Origin of the sequence: Dorea sp. AM13-35, from assembly GCF_003473885.1 — a bacterium.
Taxonomy (GTDB): domain Bacteria; phylum Bacillota; class Clostridia; order Lachnospirales; family Lachnospiraceae; genus Dorea_D; species Dorea_D hominis.
This window is the reverse complement of the sequence record NZ_QUCZ01000001.1, coordinates 132,686-151,327: the sequence shown is the minus strand read 5'-3', so window position 1 is coordinate 151,327 and position 18,642 is coordinate 132,686. Positions and strand designations below refer to the sequence as shown.

At 35.8% G+C, this 18,642-nt stretch carries 11 protein-coding genes; all 11 read right to left on the bottom strand.

Annotated features, from left to right (window positions below):
• Positions 1–16: 16 nt before the first annotated feature.
• Positions 17–2,221, bottom strand: a complete 2,205-nt coding sequence (locus tag DW152_RS00620; protein WP_147363192.1) for a hypothetical protein — start codon at positions 2,219–2,221, stop codon at positions 17–19.
• Between the two features lie 339 nt (positions 2,222–2,560).
• Entirely contained in the window at positions 2,561–4,495 is a 1,935-nt protein-coding gene (locus tag DW152_RS00615) for a hypothetical protein (RefSeq protein WP_147363191.1), read from the bottom strand.
• 519 nt (positions 4,496–5,014) lie between these two features.
• Positions 5,015–6,019, bottom strand: coding sequence for an acyltransferase family protein (locus DW152_RS00610; RefSeq protein ID WP_158570009.1), 1,005 nt, complete (start codon positions 6,017–6,019; stop codon positions 5,015–5,017).
• 66 nt (positions 6,020–6,085) lie between these two features.
• The gene (locus tag DW152_RS00605; protein ID WP_243059732.1) at positions 6,086–8,926 is read right to left on the bottom strand and encodes a CDP-glycerol glycerophosphotransferase family protein; all 2,841 of its coding nucleotides are present in this window, start codon (positions 8,924–8,926) and stop codon (positions 6,086–6,088) included.
• Between the two features lie 130 nt (positions 8,927–9,056).
• The gene (locus DW152_RS00600; protein WP_243059730.1) at positions 9,057–11,081 is read right to left on the bottom strand and encodes a L,D-transpeptidase family protein; all 2,025 of its coding nucleotides are present in this window, start codon (positions 11,079–11,081) and stop codon (positions 9,057–9,059) included.
• A 157-nt stretch (positions 11,082–11,238) separates the two neighbouring features.
• Positions 11,239–12,906 (bottom strand): CDP-glycerol glycerophosphotransferase family protein, encoded by a 1,668-nt coding sequence (locus DW152_RS00595; protein ID WP_118287745.1) that lies wholly within the window; start codon positions 12,904–12,906, stop codon positions 11,239–11,241.
• Complete coding sequence (locus tag DW152_RS00590; protein ID WP_279209056.1) at positions 12,899–14,947, bottom strand: polysaccharide pyruvyl transferase family protein; 2,049 nt, start codon at positions 14,945–14,947, stop codon at positions 12,899–12,901. Before DW152_RS00590 ends, DW152_RS00595 begins: the two co-directional genes overlap by 8 nt.
• 76 nt (positions 14,948–15,023) lie before the next feature.
• Positions 15,024–15,845, bottom strand: a complete 822-nt coding sequence (locus tag DW152_RS00585) for an ABC transporter ATP-binding protein (RefSeq protein ID WP_118287743.1) — start codon at positions 15,843–15,845, stop codon at positions 15,024–15,026.
• Positions 15,846–15,866: 21 nt separating this feature from the next.
• The gene (locus DW152_RS00580) at positions 15,867–16,673 is read right to left on the bottom strand and encodes an ABC transporter permease (RefSeq protein ID WP_118287742.1); all 807 of its coding nucleotides are present in this window, start codon (positions 16,671–16,673) and stop codon (positions 15,867–15,869) included.
• Positions 16,674–16,782: 109 nt separating this feature from the next.
• Positions 16,783–17,544, bottom strand: coding sequence for a 2-C-methyl-D-erythritol 4-phosphate cytidylyltransferase (gene ispD / locus DW152_RS00575; RefSeq protein WP_118287741.1), 762 nt, complete (start codon positions 17,542–17,544; stop codon positions 16,783–16,785).
• A 49-nt stretch (positions 17,545–17,593) separates the two neighbouring features.
• Complete coding sequence (locus tag DW152_RS00570) at positions 17,594–18,637, bottom strand: NAD-dependent epimerase/dehydratase family protein (protein WP_021861636.1); 1,044 nt, start codon at positions 18,635–18,637, stop codon at positions 17,594–17,596.
• Between the last annotated feature and the right edge of the window lie 5 nt (positions 18,638–18,642).

Sequence of the window (18,642 nt, the reverse complement as noted above, 5' to 3'; positions counted from 1 at the left end):
TTTCTGCCTTCATCTGCTATCGCTCTCCTCTCTCAACATTTTCATTGCAGCGTTTTTTAGGTATTATTACCAGAACAATTGCTGTCCACAGTAAAAAGATTCCTGCTATTACCAGCATCTGTTTTTTGTCACACCACGGCTCTTTTGTCTCTTTATACACTTGCAGATACAAATTTTCAAAATGATTTCTTCCATCTACTTCCAATTTCCCTTTATAACTGTGCATATAAAACTCTTTTCTATACCACACCCGTAATTTGCCTTTATGAGGTTTTTTATTCCAGATTCGTAAATGATAATCCTTATTCTCTTTAGTTGGTGTTACTTTTGGAAATTTAAGTATGACACTTCCATGCTCTCCCACCTTATCAGCCTGTATTTTTCCTCGGTAAATCCGGTTTCCCTTCTCATCTGTTAATTGTACCTGCAAAATATCATTAAACTCTTTTGCACGGTCTCCGGCACTTACGATCAATCCAATTCTGTTAAATGAATGTAATGCCTCAAACTTCTGATTTATATGGACTGTTTTTCCTACATCTTCCATCTTCTTTGCAGATGTTCCATTAATACAGTGCACACTCCACTGATACACAGGAATTTTAGATTTTCTCATCTGTTCTCCACTTACAAGGCAGATACAGATCACACACACAAGAAGCACCAGTTCTGTCCAGCCACATTTATATGCATATTTCTCATCCCTTTTCTGAAATAACTTTTCCTTACTCTCATCAATCCCTGCCATTCCCAATAATAGAAACAGCATCACAAATGGCATACCGTAAGAGCTTTTTATTTCCCAGATACAATAAAAAAGAATTCCACCTAATATAGATACTGCCCAGAATACCTGAAGGATATCTTCTTTTTTCCTTTTCAGCAGTCTCCATAATGCCAGACACAAAAAAGCCATATTAGAGATCCTGAATCCATAGCAGTATGCCCGGAACAGATCGAATCTGCTTCCTAATATCCATGTGTACAGCGGTGTATTCTTCTGATCCTGCGAAATTTTTTCTATCAGGTCTCCTCCATCCGCATAACACCATGAAACCATAAGTTTCTTCTGTTCAAAAGCCATCAGTTCACTGAAACTGTAACTTTTATAATTTTTTATCATCCGGTCAACTGTCGCCTGTGTTTTCTCTTCTTTTGTCCTGAACTGATGTGTATAAGCATAATCTTCTTTATTGTGCTCTCCGTCTCCATGCGACGCCATCATTAACCAATGTGTAATTGGATAATTCTGTGCTGAGACTGTTTCAAAATACGACTGGTTTAATCCCGATATGCCATGCGAAACTACAATTCCTATAAGCAGTACGATTCCAAAGCTCTGTATACTTTCTTTTATTTTCTTTTTTCCAATAAGATAATCCAAAATATAACAGAAAACAAATGCAATCATCGGAATCACTACCGTTGGACGGATATAATAACCGGTTATTCCGAATACAGCAAACAATATTGCAGAAATAACTCTGTCTTTCCATGACTCTTCTTTCAAAAGTCTGACTCCGAAATAGATTACTGCCGCCGTAAAAGGGATGGAAAATGAGCAGGTATATATCCACATTGGCAAAATATAATAAATCGGATTCAACACACATAATGTCAGAATTTTCGCTCCGCCTTTTAAACCTCCGATACGAATTCCTGTCAAATATAAAAATATCGTCGCAATAATCATTCCTGCCACAGATAAAGCTAACAGAGCAAACTGTACTTCTGTGATCCCGACACGGGACAACATATTGATAAATTTTGCAAATATAACAGTCAGGAAATAATTATTGGAAAACATTCCGAAATAAGATGCATGCGGTGCTGTATCAGAAATCGGCTTTTCTCCTGTCTTTGCGAGATACATTGCCATATCCTGCATGTTATATGCATCTGTAGACGAAAATGGAAGAAAATTACTAAGAATAACTCCGAAACCAGCTAATAATATCACAAATAATATACCCGTGTATATCCAGAGTCCCTTTTTTCCCATCTTGTCCAAACATCTGAAAAGGATGAGCAGAGAACTGCCAAGCAACAATGCAACAAGAATTGGAAACAGCAACCGCATTACCGGTGACAAAATATCTGCAAACACCTGGCTTTGTGCTGTCACGATTGTCCCTGCTTCTATAAATACAATAAAAAATAATGTTAATGCCATAACGGCTTTATATAGATTCAATTGTAATTTCATTCTAAAAGTATGCATGTCTTTCTACTCTCGTATTTTATACCTCTATGATTTGTTCTTTTCGTAGTCTAGCACACTTTTTCCATTTATATGTCCATCTTCTGTAAAGCTTCAACAATTCTTAATATTATCTTCAGAAATTGTGGAAAAGGGAGCGACTTAATCGTTCCGCTCCCTTTTTATTACATTTTCATAAAACGAATAATCTGTCGACGGTCTATCAAGATCATATCCTATTATCTCCAGCCACCATATAAATATATGAATTATAATAACCCAATCCATTTGGATGTTCAGGTTTTTCTAATTTATATATCGGCTTCCAGACATAATCTTTTTCTCCCAAATGATCTAACATTATCCGTTTTCTTTCACTTTATTCAGGCATGTTTCCGGGCAACACAAAAATACCATAGATGCAAGCACGCAAAAACATAAGCATATAACAAAAGCCGTTCTTCCAGAACACCATGCTTCCTGCTTTTCCAGATAAACACCCAGATACAGCTTTGACTTCATTTTATCGCCGGAAATTTTCATCACTCCTTTATAACTATGGAGCACACCTTCTTTCCGTTTCCAGATATTTAAATTTCCTGCGTACTCATTTTTCTTCCATATTGTTAATTTATATTTTCTTTTACCTTCTGGTGAAACTTTCGGAATTTTTAATACAACTTCCTGCTGCCTGGAAAGATTTTTTGCTGCAATTTCTCCACGATATAACAATTTTCCGGAAGTGTCCGTCAATTTCACATATATACTTGCATTATTCTCTTTGGCTTTTCCCTTTGCGCCAGCCATGAGAACGATTCTGTTATATGGTCTGTCCGCATAAAAAATCTGCTCCAGACGGAATCGTTTCTGATATCCTTTTATTTTTCTTACAGATCCTATATCTGCACAATGGACTTCCCATTCTTTATGTACCGTTACAGACTGACTGATTTCTGCATACATCATTACTGAAACACTCACGATAAATATAATTATTGTTGTTTTCTGCCAGAAGTTTTTGCCTCCCTCATTTATACAAATACATTTTTTCTTTTTTTCTTTCATCTGCTCTGCTAAATATTCCATTCCATAACTTCCAAGGAGCAAAAGAAACATAAGAAATGGCATTCCATAAGACGCTTTTATTTCCCATATACTGTAAAAACATACACCACCTAAAAATGATAATGTATAAAACACCTGATTTACATCCTGATTTCTTTTTTTCAGCATCTTCCATAATACAAGCAGAACCATCCCTATATTCGCAATACGAAAAGCATAACAATATGTTCGGAATAAATCCGATTTACTTCCAAGAATCCAGTTGTAAATAACTGTATTTTTCCGGTTCTGTGAAACCTTTTCCAAAAGATCATTTCCATCAGCATAGCACCAGGAAATATCTAATTTTTTATTTATAAAATCAAACAGCTCCGATAGCGAATATGCTTCATAATTCTCTTTTAACCGCTTTAAATCAGCCTTCTGTTTCTCCTCTTTTGACGGAAACTGTATCGTATATTTATAATCTGCAATATCAAGTTCACCAGTTCCATGAGATGCCATCATCATCCAGTGTGTAATTGGAATATTCTGATCAGATACCTTCGAAAAATATCTGTGATTTATCTTTGAAATTCCACCCATTGTAATCGCTGAAACCACGATTACAATTCCAACACATTCTCCTACCTCTTTCCACTGACGTTTTCCTGCAATCAGCTCTACAATAAGGCATATTAAAAAAGCAATAGCCGGTATCACAACGGTCGGTCGTATATAATATCCAACTGCAAGACTTCCTGCAAATAAAGCTGCAGATATACCTCTGCCCTTTCTTCCCTTTTCATGCAACAGACGAATAGCAAAGTATACTGTAGCAGCAGTAAATGGTACTGAAAGTGCATTTGTATATGCCCACAGCGGCAATATATAATATAGTGGATTACCTGCACAAAGTGCCAAAATCTCTGCTCCACCACGAATTCCCTTCACATATACTCCTGTCAAATACAAGAACATTGTTCCAACAAGCATCCCTCCAATTGTTAATATATATAATGGAATATATATATCCTGAATTCCAAGCCACAACAAAATCCTGAAATATTTTGCTAATAAAATTGTTAAAAAATAATTATTAGCATAATATCCAAAATATTCCATTGCATGAGGCGCATCCGCAGACACTCGATGTTTCCCGGTCTTCGCCAAATAAAGTGCAAGATCCTGTACATTATAAGCATCCGATGAAGCAAATGGCTGAATATTATACAGAATTATTCCATACACAAGTAACATCATGAATACAATTACCAGCGTAGCTATTATAATTGACTTTTTTGAAGCATTTTGAAAAAAACGGAACAATAAAACATAACTGCCTATAACCGTCAAAATTAATATTATTAAAAATGCTATCCTTACCGCTGGCTGTAAAACAAACATAAACACACTGTTATGAGCATGAAAAATCGTTCCACTCCCTATCATCAACAACACGCAAAATGTTATAATCGTAATTATTTTATAAACACTCATACAAAATATTTTTTTATAATTACTCATTCCACTTTTCCTTTCTCCTAAAACATCCATTGTAGCATTTTAACACAAACCCTCTATATATTTTTTGATTTTCAGAAAATATTAAGAATAATATTTTCTGTTAGTATATTCTGACATATTTTTATTCTCATTTTGTGGTTATAACCTACAGAACCTGCCAATGGCAGCTTCCTCCGGATGCTATGACAAAAAAGACTTTTTGGACAATTAATTTTCGTCAAAAAGTCTTTCGTAATTCTCAAGCTATTTTTTTTGTAAACTCAGAAGTACTCTTTTCTCCATGAAAAGATCCAAATACTTCAAGGCAACTGCAAGAACAAATGAAATTAAAAGCATACTTACTTCATATTTTAATCGATATGTAGGATAATCCAAAGTCTTAAATACTTTTCTGAATGCAACATGTATCAAATAAATCTCTATCGTATATTTACCAAACCAGTTTAATATTGCCAAAATACCATTTCTCAACTTTAAAATCACAGAAGATTTATTCTCTGTCCATTCAAAGAGCAACATTAGAATCTCGCAGATTGTCAAATTCATCAATGCAAGTAAATATACTCCCATTATCTTTTTGTTATATAGCTGCAATGGAATCATCATCCAACATAAAAGTATCAGCTGTAACCAGACGCTCCATATGGGTTTTCCCTTCTTTTCCCAGGCTAATTTTCCAATATATACACCGATTATAAATGCCGGAACCCTCTTTGTTGCAATACTGATATTCATATACAGATCTTTTGCATACAATTGCAGCATCATTGTAACAATTGTAGCTGTCAGGCACAATACAAGTACACGCATCTTTGCTTCTGTATGATCCCGGACTTTCTCAATCACATCGAATATATATGGAAAAATAAGGTAACAAAAACCACATAATAATATATACCAGAACCATTTATTTTCTCCAGCAAAGAATGTAAGAAAAAATAGATCCGAAAACATCTGTACTAATCCATTATGTTCTTCAATCAGATCCAGCCATATCCATGCCGGTACCGCAACCAGAAAATATGGAATCAGTATTTTTACAAATCTCCTCTGATAAAACGATTTCAGCTCTGCCCTCTTCTTCCAGGAATAATAAAGTCCTAAACCTGATACCAGAAGAAATATATCTACTCCGGAACTTTTAACATAATTATAAAACCAGTAAACTATACCAGAATATCTGACGTTATATCCCTTGCAATCTTCTGTAAAATGGAAAAACACAATCAATAAAATCTGTATTCCCATAATTGCTCCCCTGTATTTCGAGAACATTTCATATGCAAAATAATGTTTTTTCATAATACACACCTGTTACTTTCGCATTTTGTCTATATCAATCTGTTTCTGACTCTTCATTATCTCTTTGTAAATTCTCTTACAGTTATTATGATCTTTATATACAAAGAAATCATCTGCGCGCTTTACATATTTTTCTTTCATAACACAATTGTTTTGCATATATTCACACAGCAGGTCCACAAGCTGTTCTGTCTTCGTACAAATCTCACCGAATCCCATTGTATCGTAGAAGAAGATTCCATCTTCGTAATGTGGTGGCAGTTCTTCCGGGTGGAAATAAACAATCGGCTTTCTCATGTAAGCGAAATCAAACTGAACTCCTGAATAATCCGTAACCATCAAACTAGATTCTGTCAATATCTTTTCATAGCTTAAATCTCCAACAGATGGAATTACTTCTACTTCTTCATTCGGTGTAAAATCATCTGCCTGTGAACTCAAAATCGGATGCAGTAAGAATTTAATCTTATATCCTGTCTTCTTTGCACAGTCAATCAATCGTTTATGATTGATCAGATTATTATACACCTGGTAATATGTAGAGTTTTTAAACTCCGGATTATATCCCCTCTGATCACCTTCACTCGTTGTTACCGGAAGCGCATTGTACATTCTCCAGGTTGGTGAAAGCAAAATCTGTTTCTGGTCATTACTGATCAATCCATCATATCGTCCGATTCCTGTTAATTTCAACACATCAAAATTCTGATATCCATATGCATGTTTGGAGAGATTTTCATATTCATATTTCGATGCCAGGAAATATCCTGTCGTATTATCAATAATCCTTCTCTGTGCCATTGCACACTTCTGCACAGATAATCCGTGCTGCAGACACATAGATGAAAAATTGCAAAGTCCTCTGAAATATTTGGACTTTTCTTTACGGAATCCATTAAACGGGAACAAATGTGAATTTGTGATCAATACAAGATCTGCATTTAAAAATGCAAGCTGATGCATCAGCGAATTTGTTGCCAATGGCTTATATCCGTCTTTTTTCAATTTTTTATAATCCGGCGTTTTCTTATCAATTACATAATATCTTGTAACACCATCTTCTAATTTTGCCGAATAGCGGTACAGATATTCGCAACTGTCTCCTCCTTTGTATAATTTGTCTAACATCAACCAGATTTTTTTCTTTTTAAAATATGGTCTTGTAATCCAATATAACCACCGGAGCACCAATGCATGGCGGCTGTATTTAGAATTGATCTTCAGCAGATTCAACTGGAACTGTATCTCTCTTTTCAAAACATTTACAATATTTGCTTTTTTAAATACAATCGAATTTTCCGCATGATGGCATAAATATTTATTAAAATGCCAGTAGGAATATCTTGGTATTTTACTTAATTTCGCCCAGTGATCCGAAAATGTAATTCTCAACTGATATTTGTCATTTTTATCTTTTGCATAAAACCGTACTGCCTGATTTTTCTTATTTGGATTCAACGGCAATTCCAGATGATAAGTAATTCTTCTGTAAGCCGGAACTCCAAAATATTTTGTAAGGGAATAAGAATCTGTATCCTCTACCTTTATCATCTTTCCGTTAAATTCAGCATAAAAATCAATTCCCCCTTGCGCAAATATGCTGATCAGAGAACCATCCAGCCAGACTTTGCCATCTACATAATTCATCATACCGATTGAAAAATAATGACTATTCACAGAAGAAATCCTGTTTCCATTAAAGTACATCACAAGATCCTTTTCCTCTGTCTCCGGATCAATCTCCTGTCGATACTCATATTTCACATTATCAATTCCATATTTGATTCGAAGGAACATACATAAAATCTGCGGATTTTTTGATAAATATTTATGCAGATCCTGATTCGTAAGATAATAATCATCAACAAATTCGAAAATTTCTTTTACTACCTCTAAGTATTTATCAAACTTCTTTCCAAGAAGCTGTTTTTTATTACGATTGTCAAGATTACATAAGAATCGATTCAGGATATAATATACTGCATAATTTTGTATAAACAGACTATCTTCTGAATCCCTTAATAATGGTAATAAATATTTTTCTGCCGATTCTTCATACCACTGTGGATAATGTGCCGGAATATGATATAATACCTGATTCTCCTTCGGATCAAAATAATAATACTCTGCCCTGTCTGTTACCAGATATTTTTTTTCATTATTCAAAATGCGCAGCAACACATCCGTGTCATATTCAAACATGATTTCAGTATTAAAGGTATATGTTTTTAAACATACTGTCCGTATTACCGCACCTGGCAAAGCAGTTTGCAGTGCCCAGTAATTCTTTGTAATATCTACTCCATAAGTTCCTTTAATTACTTTTTTACTTAAAATATGTTTTTTAGGCTTTTCAGAAACCAGCAGATTATCACAATACTGTACAGGGAGCAGAACAGATACTTCTCCCGGATTCATAATTTCGTTCTGTAATACTACACCTTTCGTCTTATGTTCTTCCTCATGTTCATCCTCTGATTCAATTTGTGACTCTGATTCCGCTTCCGGTTCTTCTATCTGCTGTTCTTTTTCATCTTCCATTACACTGGCTGCATGTTTCAGAAACCCTTCACCCAGCCAGTCTCCTTCTTTCATGAAAATTGTATACTGTGACTCACTTTCTCTCACACATTCATTATAAGCATCCGCAACGGTGGCTGTCTGTTTGAATGTAATCTGTTTTTTATATTTCTTAATCTCTTTTAATGATTTTATCTGTTCCAGATTACCGGTTCCAACAATTATAATTCTGTCATTCTCTAATATCTGATTTTCACAGCTTTGTACCGTTTTCTTTAATTTATCTGCATTTTCAAGAAATGTGATAATTATTTCATATCTTATTTCGTTCATAAAGCATCTCCTGTTATTTCTATAATTATTTCTCATTAGAAATGATTCTGCACATACTTTTGTATTATAATATAAATGGCTACAAACTTTCAATAGTCTGTAGCCATTTTCATATTCTTCTTTGATTCTTTTAGTGGCATCCACGAGCTTTACATTTGCTTCTTGCTGTCGGATCTGTCGGATCCCATGTATGCCATGATGCAAGTTTTGCTGCTTTCGGTTTTCCAAACGGACCAACCGAAGAGCTGTTATAAATAATTACCTTTGTTCTCAACCGGCAGTTATCATAAATCCATTTTGCATCTCCCGCTCTTAATCTTACACATCCATGCGAACAGGTTGTTCCCAGTTTATTATAAGCATTCACACTTAATGTAGAATTGCTTCTTGTACTGTAGAACACTGAATGGAATAATACACCGCCATGAATTCTTGTACACCACTGTCCATAGCATGGTCCCATCAACGTCTGCCAGCGATATTTTGCCGGTGTATAGAATGTACCTACCGGTGTTGCCGCACCGCCTGAACATACAAATGATTTTACCGGAATAATATAGCCGTTATCTCCGTCTTTTGCATAAACAGTAACAACATTCATCTTTTTATTAACTTTGATCACATAAGAGGACTGTTTTCCGATAATCTTGCTGACATCTTTTACAAGTTTTCCCTGCGCATCATAATATAATTTTAATCCGTTTATATATTTCCATCCTGCCGTTCCTTTACGGAAACGATTAGAATATCCGCCATATAATTTCTTGCCATCTACTGTACGATATGCACGAATCTTATAGTAATAATACTGTCCTTTTTTCAGGCCCGAATTAGTCCATTTTACAGTACGTCCACTTTTAATATTCTTTACAAGTGTATATTTCCCTGATTTTGACGTAGATCTGTAAATCTCATATCCACTCGCGCCATATACTTTTACCCACTTTAAATTAACCTTTGTCTGAAAGCACTCAGAACTTGCCTTAATCGTTGTTGTTCCCGGAAGTGCACGACCGGATTTTGCTTTTGATAAATCACCGTAACATTTTGTCTTTCCTGAAAGACGATATGCACGCACCTTATAGTAATAAGTAGTTCCACATGTTGTTGTCTTATCTGTATATGAGGTTGCATTTGCTACAACTTTTAATGCCTTGTAAGTTCCATTTACAGATGTACTTCTATATACTTTATAGCCATTTGCACCATTGACTTTACTCCACTTTACAGTAACTGCATTGTAAGATGTCGTAGATGCAGATGCAGTACGCTTTACTGAAGAAGTTCCTACTTTTACTTTCTGCTTCGAAACTGGTGAATACTCTCCAAATACTGCTTTATCTCCAACTATACGATATGCACGCACTTTATAATAATACGTCTGATTAAAAGTAACCTTCGTATCATTATAATTTACTGTTGCTCCGGATTTAACTGTTTTTATCGCTTTATATCCACTGTCTTTTGATGTACTGCGGTAGATTTTGTATCCGGAAGCTCCTGTAACCTTTCCCCACGAAAGACTAACCTTATTGTATACAGAACTTGTCTTGATATCAGAAGTTCCAACTACAATCGAAAATGTCGCTTTGGCAGTATCTGTATAATTACCGATTCCGGTTACGGTTATCTCCGCAGTTCCGACATTCTTATTATTCGCATAAGACACTTTATAATCGGTATTTTCTTTTAACACTTTACCACCAAGTTCTACTGTAACTGCAGGCTTCACGGCTGTTCCTGTGTATGTAGCTGACTTGTTTGCCACTGTAACCGCTGCATCTTTCAAAGATGCCGGAGAAATTGTAAATTCTTTTGTTAATTCTCCGGTAACGCCTTCATTTTCCTTTCCCTTTACAGTAACTTTGGCAGTTCCTGCATTCACATTATCAGAATATGCAGTCTCATATTTGTTCTCATCAAGAACTGTTTCTTCTTTTGATTCATCTGTTCTCACAACTTTAATCGCCGGTGTGACTTCTTTACCAGTATATGTGATACTGGCGGAATCAGCAATCTGAATCTCATATCCATCAGATTTGATATCCATCAGTGCGCTACTTTCGCCATCTGCGGCGTGTACCTGTGTAGACACTATGAAAGTGAACGCCATAACAAACGCTAAAATACGTTTTAATTGTTTTTTCATCTGCATCTTTTCTTCTCCTTTTTAATAATTTATGCACATTACTATGATTATACCATAATCTCATCTGTATTCCACACCAACTTTATGAATTATATATTAAGATACATTAGAAAATCAAAAATGACAAAGGATTTTTGGTTTCAGTCCTCTGTCATTTCTTTTTCTACTTTTTTAATAAGATAGCATCAATTGCCTTATCTGCCGCATGACCGTCATATTCATCATAGTTATCTTTTACAAACTGATGTACCTTTTCAATCTCATAATCCTTATTTCGAAGTGCGCGCATCATTTCTTCAAATGTATCACACACTTTTCCAGGTGCGCATTCCTTTACACTTCTGTGCACACCGCGTGACAATTCATAAACTTCTCTGTCCGGTGTGTAAAACAAAATCGGGCGCTCCATTAAAGAATATTCAAAATAGTTCGAAGAATAATCTGTGATCAGAATCTCCGTCACATAATACAGATCGTTAATATTCGGATAAGATGCAAAATCCATGATTCGTTTCTGATATTCCTGCGGAATCTGAATCGGATCGTCTACAAACGGGTGCATCTTTACTAAAAATACATATTCTTCTCCACAAAAATCATAAATCTCTTTCAAATCCAGCCAGTCATAATTATAATTTGCTGTTTTCTGTCCGTCGCCACGATATGTCGGTGCAAACAGAATAATTTTCTTACTCTGCAGATTTGGATATTCTTTATAAAATTCATTTTTGAAATTCTGGATTTTATTTTCATCTAAAAATCCGTCCAGCCTCGGCATTCCAACCGGGAGAAAACGATTTTCCGGAAGTCCAAATACCTCCGCATATACCTCAACCAGTTTTGGAGCACCTACCAGTACATAATCATATTGCTTATGGCAGGAACCTGCCGGAAACGGTGTGCCACTTTTACCAAAGCGGCTGTACCCAACTGATTTGAAACCTACACCTGCATGCCACACCTGAATCAACTTCGTTTTCTTACATAATTTCAAGAAACCGAATACCGGTACATAATCATCAACAAAAATATAATCCTGTTTTGCGATCTTGAATATCAGCCCTGCCCAGCTAAGTATGCTCATATGGGATCCAACAGCTCTTCTGAATGAATACGAAATATGAAATTGCTTATCCAGTCCTCTTGCATGCAGCCTTTCATCTATTGACTTCAGGTTGCCCCACAAATAATCTTTCGTTTCACTCATCAACAGAATATTTTTTCCACGTTTTGGAAAGATATGCGACCATACAACGTAAAAAGCCCGCATCAGAACAATCGCAGTATACATATTCAAACGCTTGAATTTTCCCTTTAAAGTCATCGCTTCCTGCACATAACGGCGGGTTTTCCAATGCTTATTCTGTATCATAAAATAAGAATTCATCAAAAACCAGAAATTCTTTTCGTCCTCCAAAGAGCTGAACGAAATATTATATGCATACTTTCCTTTTCCATAACGGAATATTCTCGAATAATCGTCTAAAAGATACCCCGTTTTATGAGACGTAACACATACATAATCACTATCTGCTGTATGCGCCACGATTCTCCATTTTCCATTATTGAGAAATGCATTGTCATTCATCGCGGAAATATTCAAGAAAAAATAATAACGTCCATTCTCTTTCTTTTCATAGGAAACCGGGATTTTTTCCAGAACCTCCGCACGGACACTCTCTGTGCCTTCCTGTTCTTCATGTATAATTTTTCCAATTCTTTCCAGACTGAATGTAGCATTATCCTTACAATTTGTCTGCACTTCAAGTGACAGGAAAATTCTTTCCCATTTTAAATTACAAATTTCAAAAAATACATCTGGCTTATTCATTTTCTTTTCCTTTCGCAGGACGAACCAGCTTCTTAACTTTATGCCAGCATTTTGCTGAAACAGACGGTTGCCAGATAGATTCAAATACAACAACACTTACATTTCCTGCCGGAATGTATGGAATCTTTGACTCTTCTTTAAATATATAACGTTCACCTGTTTCCGGCGTTCCTGGCTCAATTAATTTTAAAGAACCATCTGCCATGTACCAATACCATTTATCATTATCCTTTATTCGCATCTTTCTGCCTAAACATTTATAATGTGGGATAGAATAATGTTCATTAAGGAGTTCTGATGTACCATCATTAATGCCTGCTTCTGACATTCGATATTCAACAGAAAGATCATTTCTGGCAAATACTGTTCCTTTTGACTCATCGAACTGATATTGTAATTTTCGAGATTTCCTGCCTCCGTTATAAACAACATCAAAAGAATTCATTCCTTCATCCCAGATTGCCTCTGCTACAATTCCCTTTATTCCATTAAGTGGGATAAACGGAATCCGTTCACCTTCTCTGAAAATTTTTAATGGACTATATTTTTCATTATTTTCACTATATTCCGTTCTTTCAACATACGTATGATCTTCTAAGTACCAATACCAGCGTTTTCCTATTCGGAAACGAATCCTCCATCCTGCCGGAATGTGATTATGATATCCGAATCCATTGAAAAGTAATTTAAACATTCCATCATTCTCTGCATATCTTTCAGGAGTAAATTCTGTACTTCCCGACGAAAATCTCCTGGTTTTTCCCGGTACCGAAGCAAATGTACCAACTTTTACTTCATCTTTTACGCCGCTGTTATAATGAATTGGATATGTTTGTCTGCGCTTCCACCATCCATAATCTTTTTTTTGCTTTTCTTTATTCTCCATCGCATGAATTGCATTTAAAATAAATTCAGATGATTCTTTTCTCTTTTCAGCCATGATTTTTTTTACTTTTTCGTAATCTGTCTTAGGCAGTGGATTATTAATCAAATCACTTTCCCTTTCAAATTTACGTTCTAACATGTCAAACATTTCTAATACATGCGTAACTTTATCTCCCATACGAAAGCCAACGAAAAGTTCTTTCTCAAACAAAATACTAAAACAACAGCAATGGAATGAATTTGTAAACACGGCATCTGCATAGCGGATGTACCCCAGCCATTCTTCAATTCCCATGTCATAATTATAAATAACTTCTACATCAGTATACTGCTGAAGACGTCCACCTTTAATTGGACGATCTGTAATTTCGACAATCTTTAAATTATGTGCTCTGGCATATTTTACAGCCTGTTCAATCGTAGCCTCTGCTTTTTCCTGTACATAATATAAGAACAAATAATGTTCTTCTTCCGGTTTTTTCATAAAATCATAATAAAATTCTTTTTCATGTAATAGTACTGGATCCAGCACTTCCGTAACATCCTGGCTTATATTCTTTCTTAAATATTCTGCCAGAAATTTTTCACGGACGGAAACAGCATCAATGTCGTCAATATAATGAAGAAATGTCTTTTCATCCTCTTCATTTTCACTATGATATACACCTCTGCTCGCCGCATAGGAGATTTTCCATTTATTTTCCAAAGAAGAACACGCCAAAAAGAAACCGCGATCAAAACCAAAACCCGGCTCTTTCTTCCAGATAACATCTGTACAGCAGATATAACAATCAAATCCCGGATCTTCCACTTCTAACAAATCTGCATCATAAATTTTATCTGTTTTAATATAATTGGTATCAATAAAATTCTGAAATTTATCATATCTTCTTTCACGTTCATTATATAGCGCCTGATATTCGTCCCTTAATTCAGTAAAACGCTGCCAATTATCCGGATCCAATTCTTTTTTTCCGTTTTTTTCCATATTATCGCATATTTTTTTATAATACTCATATGGATGTCTGAGATTAAAATCATTAAAATATACAGGTGTATAACTGATAATTGTATTATCAATTTTATTTTTTAACAAAAACTGCTGAAAAGCAAAATTATGCAAAGGGCAAGCAAAATTTAATCCCTTCGAGAACATATTAATCGAAATAATACCTATCTTCATTTCTTCCTACTCCTACACTCCATTTTCCATGTAAATAACACAGATAAAATTACCCAAAAAGTCTGTCAAATAATCCTGGCTTTCTGTCTTTTATAATACGTTCCTTAAACTTTTCATCTCGCTCTGCTTTTTTTTGTGCCTTTGTAAGTGTATTATAAGTTTCAATGTATTCAGCATAATGTTCACACACTGTGTCAATGTCACCATATTCTCTCATTTTTCCACCTTCCAACCACATTGCTGAATCACAAAATTCCTGCACTTGTGGAAGTGAATGTGAAATAAATACAATTGTCTTTCCATCTTCTTTTAATTCCTGCATACGATCCAGACATTTTTTAGCAAAAGATTTATCACCAACAGACAATGCTTCGTCTATAATCATAATCTCTGGATTCAGACAAAGGTTAATTGAAAATCCAAGTCTGGATTTCATACCACTGGAATATTTCTTGACAGGCTGGTATAAGAAATCTCCAATCTCCGCGAATTCAATTACTCCATCTACAATTTCCTGCACTCTTTTTTTTGATAAACCAAGCAAAGCACCTTTCAGTTCTATATTTTCCAGACCTGTAAGCTGCTTATTAAGTCCTGTATTAATGGCGACCAGTGCCTGTTCACCATTGACAATGATCTCTCCTTCATCCGGAGATGCAATTCCGGATAAAACAAGTGCCATTGTAGATTTTCCGGAACCGTTCGTTCCCAGTATACCGAGAACCTGTCCTTTTTTTACCTGAAAAGACAAGTCCTTCAATGCATAGAAGAACTGTGTCTTTTCATTCTTTTTTACTTCTTTATCTTTTCGTTTTAATTTATATATTTTTGATACATTTTTAAATTCAATTGCAATATCCTGCTGTCCCATCACTTATATTCTCCTCGTAAATTAGATCAGATCAATAAAACGTGTTTTAAATTTATACATCATATAGCTTCCAAAAAAGAAGAGCACTAAAGTAATTCCCCAGAACCATCCCATAGACCAACTATATGCCATAATACCTTTGTGGTAGAAAAAGCAGTCTCTGAATCCTTGTACTACATAATAAATTGGATTACACGTCATCAGTTTCATCAAACGTCCATGTCCTAATTTGTCAATATCCCATAAAATAGGGGTTAAATACAAGAGCAGACGCATACATGCAAGAATCAGTTTTCTCGTGTCACGTGCAAGCATATTTAATACAGATGTCGTCAATGAAAGCGATACTGCAAATATAATCGCACACAGCAGATAATAAATCAGCCCGATCCAGTGCCAGGTTGGATAATAACCATATAATACAAATACTACAATCAGTATAATCATCAGGCAAAAATGATCAAACAATTTCTGTAATACAACTGTCATCGGCAGAACACTGACCGGAAACTTCATCTTCGTAATTACATCTATCTTTTTAAAGACTGCATTACATCCATCTGTAATACACGGACTGATGAAAAACCATACAACCATTCCACCAAGCATCCATACCAGATATGGAATATGTCCTACACTTTTTCTATTAAATACATAACCAAACACAAACCAATAAGTCATTACCTGAATCGCCGGATTGGCAAAATTCCAGAACCATCCAAGCTTACTGTCACGCATATCTGCCAGCAGCTCATATTTTGCGATAGAAAAAATACGATACATATTCTGCGTATTCTCTCTTATCACGTATCTAACACTTGTAAACACCGTTTTCCCTCCTAGATATTTAGACCCTATTTTCGTTTTCATGTCACTGTGCTTTTTACGCACACCTCACCTATTATAATCAAACAGGTATCGTTTGTCAAAACTTTCTTTATTTCTTTAATCCGGATGGAACTTCTCTGTTGGCAAATCCGAAAATCTGTTCGGACTCTCTGTACTGGATCATTGCGCGGAATGTGTACAGATCTTCCGGTGTTGTAACTTTGATATTACCTCTTGGTCCGGCTACAAGTGCTACCTTCTTTCCAAGCATCTTCATCATACTGCATGTATCTACGACGCCTTCATATCCCGGGTTATTCACACGCATCTGTGCATGTGCTTCCAGCACATCACCCAGATAAAAGCACTGTGGTGCCTGGGCTGTATAGAATTTGGAACGCGGTGGAACTTCATCTACTGTTTTTCCATCCTCGCTGATGACCGGTGTCTCAAATAACGGTGTACATGTAATCGCATTTCCGTGTTCTTTTACGCATGCCAGGTCATCATCAATGACTTCCTTTGAAATACATGGACGTACACCATCATGGATGAGTACAATTGAATCCGGTGTATTGTTCTCTCTTGCTGCCTGTAATGCATTGTAGATGGAATCCTGTCCGGTTGCGCCGCCCGGAACGATTTTTTTCACTTTGTCGATCATATGGCGCTGTACCATCTTCTGTAATTTGCGAATATACTCTTCTTTACATGCCACATAAATCTCGTCAATGTCCGGATGCTCTTCAAAAATATCCAGTGTATGGATAATGATTGGTTTTCCGTTTACTTCGATAAACTGTTTCGGAAGTCCGGAACCCATTCTGGCTCCCACTCCACCTGCGAATACAATTGCAATATTTTTACTCATGTCTTTTCTCCTTATTTTACCTGTTGTTTTTCTTTTTGTTCTATATTAACTATTCAACGTTTTCCAGTTCCAGATATTCCAGAGTTCTCTTGAATCCATCTTTTACAGAATACTTCGGATTCCATCCAAGTTTTCTGAGCTTCTCACTGCTTAAGATTCCCAGTGTATATGGCGCAGTTCCCTTTGTTCCGCCCTCCGGAATATCAAATACAAGTTTCAGTCCTCTCTCCGGATAAATGCTTACAAGAATCTCTGCCAGATCACGGATGGAAACTTTTCCTGCTTCATTACCAATATTATAAACAATATCTTCCGAATCTAACAGAATCCGGTACATACCTGCGATAGCATCCGCAATATAAGTATAAGTTCTGACTGCTGTTCCTTCACTCTTCAATACAATGTCTTCATTATGATATACATTTTTCAGGAAATCTGCCTGTACACGTCCATCGTAAATAGACATTCCCGGTCCGTATGTGTGTGCCAGTCTGGCAATCTTTGTATTCAGTCCATACTCTTCATGGAAGCATACGCACATCGTCTCTGCTGCTTTCTTTCCTTCGGAATAGCAGGATCTTGGATTCAACTGGTCTACAAATCCGTAAGTATTCTCATAGAAGAATTCCTGTCCTTCATCCGGCTGTCCGTAGATCTCTCTGGAGGAAATAAAGAGATATCCTTCTGCATTTTTCTCTTTTGCAAGCTCCAGTGTTTTAAATGTTCCAATTGTGTTTGCAGCAATTGTCTCTACCGGCTGGTTCTGCATAATGAGCGGACTTGCCGGACTTGCTGCATGGATAATATAATCAATATCTCCGACATCCGGGATATCTTTTGTTACATCAGCTACTACAACATTCACATCTTCACGGTTTCTGATCTCTTCCGGAAGTTTATTTACATTTCTCATAACAGCATCTACTTTAATGCCATAATGCTTCTCATCGTTGAGCATCAGGAGTACATATAACATATAAGAACCTACCATACCGCTTGCACCGGTAATCATTACGGTTTTATTTTTCAGTTTCTCCCATGAAAGATCTTCTGCAATAATTGTCTTTAAATCGTCTTCTAAAACTCTGTTCATCTTCG